Here is a 4,577-nt window from a genome sequence, read left to right on the forward strand (position 1 = left end):
GGCACGGCATCACGGTCTTCGGCGGCCGCACGGTAGGCGGCGCGCGAGGACTGCCCGCGCGGCTCTTCCGCGCGGCTCCGGCGCGGCGGCTGCTGCTCGCTCACCAGATGCTGACGCGCTGGTCTTCGTCGAGCCACAGGGCATCGCCCGGTGTGACGTCGAACGCACGGTAGAACTCATCGACGTTGCGCACGATCTGGTTGCAGCGGAACTCGTTGGGCGAGTGGGGGTCGATCGTCAGCAGGCGGATCGTCTCGGCATCCCGCCCCTTCTGCTGCCAGATCTGACCCCAGCTCAGCAGGAGCCGCTGGATGCCGGTATACCCGTCGATCACGGCGCCGTCGCCCCCGCCGCCGGTTGCGGCCAGATGCAGGCGGTAGGCCTTGATCGCGATGCCGAGGCCGCCGAGATCGCCGATGTTCTCGCCGATCGTGAGCGCGCCGTTGACGTGGTGCTCCGGAGCGAGCGGCTCGCCCTCCGCGCCGAGCGGGACGAGCGCGTCGTACTGCGCGATCAGCGCTCCGGTGCGCTCTTGGAAGGCCGCGCGGTCCTCGTCGGTCCACCAGTCGTGCAGCGCGCCCGTCCCGTCGAACGCCGATCCCTGGTCGTCGAAACCGTGGCCGATCTCGTGCCCGATGACCGCGCCGATGCCGCCGTAGTTCGCGGCGGCATCCCGCTCGGGATCGAAGAACGGATACTGCAGGATCGCCGCGGGGAACACGATCTCGTTCATGAGCGGGTTGTAGTACGCGTTGACGGTCTGCGGTGTCATGTACCACTCGTCGCGGTCGATCGGCTGGCCGAGTTTGGCGAGCTGCCGCTCGTGCTCCCACGCATTGGTGCGCCGCACGTTGCCGATGAGGTCGGCGGGGTCGACCTCGAGGGCCGAGTAGTCCTTCCACTTCACCGGGTAGCCGACCTTCGGGGTGAACGCGGCGAGCTTCTCCAGCGCCCGCTCGCGCGTTGCCGGGGTCATCCATTCCAGCTCGGAGATGGACTGCCGGTACGCCTCGATGAGGTTCGCGACGAGCTCGTCCATCTCGTCCTTCGCGGCGGGCGGGAAGTGCCGCTCGACGTAGACCTTGCCGACGGCCTCGCCCATCGCGGCCTCGACGAAGCCGACGCCGCGCTTCCACCGTTCCCGGTTGACCGGAACGCCCGTCAGCTCGGTGCCGTAGAACGCGAAGTTCGCGTCGACGAAGGCGCTCGACAGGAATGCCGCGTTCGCGCGGATGACATGCATGCGCAACCACGCCTTCCAGTCCTCCAGGCGCTCCTCGATCAGGAGCGTGCCGAGGCCCTCGAGGTAGCTGGGCTCGTTGACGTTGATCTCGGCGAAGCCGTCGCGGTGGGCGGCCACGTCGCCGACCACACCGTCCAGCCACGGGGTCAGGTCGACGCCGACGAGGGCCTGCACCTCGTCCCAGGTCTTGAGGTTGTAGGTCGCAACGGCGTCGCGGGTGCGCACGTTGTCCCAGTGGTGAGTCGCGAGCTCGGTCTCCAGCGCCAGCACGCGGTCGGCCTGCGCACCGGCATCCTCCCCCGCGGCATCCGCGCCCGGGGTCACCGCGGCCGGGGTCTCCGCGGCCGCGGCGAGGGCGAGCACCTCCTGCACGTACGACCGGAACGCGATGCGCGTCTTCGCGAAGTTCTCCAGCCGGTAGTAGCTCTCGTCGGGGAGCGACAGGCCCGACTGCACGAAGAAGACGACGTAGCGCTGCGGGTTGCCGGGGTCGGGCTCGATGTAGGTGCCGACGATGCCGCCGACGCCCTCGCGCTCGAGCGCGCCGACGACCCGGAGGAGCTCCGGGATCGAGTCGATCGCGTCGACGCGAGAGAGCTGGTCGCGCAGCGGCGCCGCACCGAGCCCCTCGATGCGCTCGGTGTCCATGAAGCTCGTGAACAGATCGCCGATCTTGCGGGTCTCGGTGCCCGGCTCGGCATCCGCCGCCTCTTCGACGATCGCCCGCACGTCCTTCTCGGCCTGCTCGGCGATGAGGTGGAACGAGCCCCACCTCGCCTTGTCCTCCGGGATCTCGGTGCGCGAAAGCCACGCGCCGTTGACGTGGCGGAAGAGGTCGTCCTGGGGACGGATGCCGGGGCTCAACTCAGACAGCTCGATACCCGAGCGGGTGGCGTTCTCGGTCATGCGTATCAGGATACGCGTCGGGTGGGACGCCGGCCGGGACGGGCGCGAGCGCGATCCGGTTCCCCGGGCCCACACGGTCCCATGGGCTCCCATAGGCTCGTGTCGTGCCCCACGCGACCCTCAACCGCGAGATCCTGCGGCTTGCGGTGCCGGCACTCGGGGCGCTCATCGTCGAGCCGCTGTTCCTCATCGTGGACTCTGCGCTCGTGGGACACCTCGGGGTGGTGCCGCTGGCGGGGCTCGGCCTCGCGGCGGCAGTGCTCCAGACGATCGTCGGACTCATGGTCTTCCTCGCGTACTCGACGACCCCCGCCGTCGCGCGGCGGTTCGGCGCGGGCGACCACACGAACGCGGTGCGCGCGGGCATCGACGGACTGTGGCTGGCGCTCGGGCTCGGCGCGGTGCTCGCGGTGGCGGGGTCGCTCCTGACTCCATGGCTCGTGTCGCTGTTCGGGGCTGCTGCGGACGTGTCGAATCAGGCGGTCGTCTACCTGCAGCTGTCGATGTGGGGCCTGCCGGCGATGCTCATCGTCTTCGCCGCGACGGGGCTGCTGCGCGGCATGCAGGACACCGTCACACCGCTGTGGATCTCGGGGCTCGGATTCACGCTCAACGCCCTGCTGAACTGGCTGTTCATCTACGGGCTCGGCTGGGGCATCGCAGGATCGGCCGCCGGAACGGTCGTCGCGCAGTGGGCCATGGTCGGCGCCTACGCGGTCGTCGTGGGCGCCCTCGCGCGGCGGCACTCGGCATCCGTCCGCCCGCAGCGCGAGGGCCTGCGGGGATCGGCACGCGCCGGCGGATGGCTGTTCCTGCGGACGGTGTCGCTACGGGTCGCGCTGCTGGCGACGGTGCTCGTCGCGACGACGCTCGGCACCGAAGAGCTCGCCGGCTGGCAGATCGCGTTCACGATCTTCTCGACCGCCGCGTTCGCTCTCGACGCACTCGCGATCGCCGCGCAGGCGCTCATCGGACGCGGTCTCGGCGCGGGCGACGAACCGTTCGTGCGACGCGTGCTCGGGCGCACCGTCGCGTGGGGCGCGTGGTTCGGCGTCGTCGTCGGGGCCGTGATCGCGGCGCTGTCGGGCGTGATCGGACTCGTCTTCACGGGGGATGCCGCGGTCGCGGCCCTCGTGCAGCCCGCGCTGCTGGTGGTCGCCGTGGTTCAGCCGAGCTGCGGCATCGTGTTCGTCCTCGACGGCGTACTGATGGGCGCGGGCGACGTGCGGTACCTCGCGATCGCCGGCGGCCTGAACCTCGTGCCCTACCTGCCGGCGCTCGCGGCGGTGTGGCTCGTCCACCCGACGGGAACCGTCGGCCTGCTGTGGCTCGCGGTCTGCTTCTTCGGCGTCTTCATGCTCGCGCGCCTCGCGACCCTCGGCTGGCGGGTGCGCCGGCCGGAATGGGTGACGGCGGGCGCGTAGGGCCCGTTCGCCGGCTCGAAGAGCTCGACGGCGACGGGCAAGCACTCATGCTCCGCACGTTCGTCATCGACCGCGACCGAGCACGGGTGCGCACTCCGAGACGGGGACTTACGCCCAGCGTCGGCACCACTCGTACATCACGACAGCGGCGGCCGCGCTCGCGTTGATCGAGCGCGTCGAGCCGTACTGCGCGATCTCCACGAGCGCGCCGGCGACCGCGAGCGCCTCCGCCGACAGCCCCGGTCCCTCTTGGCCGAACAGCAGCACGCACCGTTGCGGCAGTTCCGCCCGATCGACGGGGACGGACCCGGCGACGTTGTCCACCGCGATGACGGGAATCCCGGCATCCTGCGCCCACGAAGAGAACTCGGCGATCGTCGCGTGGTGCCGGACGTGCTGGTATCGATCGGTCACCATCGCGCCGCGGCGGTTCCAGCGGCGCCGACCGATGATGTGCACTTCGGCCGCCCCGAACGCATTGGCGCTGCGCACGATCGAGCCGATGTTCATGTCGTGCTGCCAGTTCTCGATCGCGACGTGGAACGGGTGCCGATGCTCGTCGAGGTCCGCGACGATCGCGGCCATCGACCAGTAGCGGTACCGGTCGACGACGTTGCGGCGGTCGCCGTGCTCGAGCAGTTCCCGGTCGTACCGGTCATCCGCCGGCCAGGCGTCCGGCCCGCCGGGCCACGGCCCGACGCCGACCGGGAGCTCGGGCTCGCCGATTTCCGATCCTGACGGCGCTCCGGGCGGGACGGCTTGCACGGAGTCGGACACGTTCCCCAGGGTAGCCGCGTCGGATCTGCACAACTCCGCCTCAGTTGGTGAATCGCGCCAGTTATCGCCCCGAAACCAACACTGAGGCGGAGTTGTGCAGACAGCACGTTCTTTCGGGCTCCCGAAAGCTCCCTGCTATGCTTTCGGTGTGCCGAAAATCGCCGCAGACGCCGACGCGGCGGCGCCCGTGGCCGCCTACCGGCCGCCTCGCGGCGTCGGCGCGGCGC

The 4,577-nt window shown here is 70.5% G+C and carries 3 protein-coding genes; 1 reads left to right on the top strand and 2 read right to left on the bottom strand.

The genetic code is table 11. The features are described 5' to 3' along the window. Positions 1-100: 100 nt before the first annotated feature. On the bottom strand, positions 101-2,149 hold the full coding sequence (locus tag WBP48_RS12645; RefSeq protein WP_424440949.1) for a M13 family metallopeptidase: 2,049 nt from the start codon (positions 2,147-2,149) through the stop codon (positions 101-103). Between the two features lie 104 nt (positions 2,150-2,253). On the opposite strand from WBP48_RS12645, the gene WBP48_RS12650 reads away from it, so the two are divergent. Further along, complete coding sequence (locus WBP48_RS12650) at positions 2,254-3,573, top strand: MATE family efflux transporter (protein WP_424440951.1); 1,320 nt, start codon at positions 2,254-2,256, stop codon at positions 3,571-3,573. Positions 3,574-3,681: 108 nt separating this feature from the next. Here the strand turns inward: WBP48_RS12650 and WBP48_RS12655 are convergent, their stop codons facing one another. Then, on the bottom strand, positions 3,682-4,350 hold the full coding sequence (locus WBP48_RS12655; protein ID WP_424440953.1) for a TrmH family RNA methyltransferase: 669 nt from the start codon (positions 4,348-4,350) through the stop codon (positions 3,682-3,684). Between the last annotated feature and the right edge of the window lie 227 nt (positions 4,351-4,577).

This window comes from Microbacterium sp., from assembly GCF_049661145.1.
GTDB lineage: Bacteria > Actinomycetota > Actinomycetes > Actinomycetales > Microbacteriaceae > Microbacterium.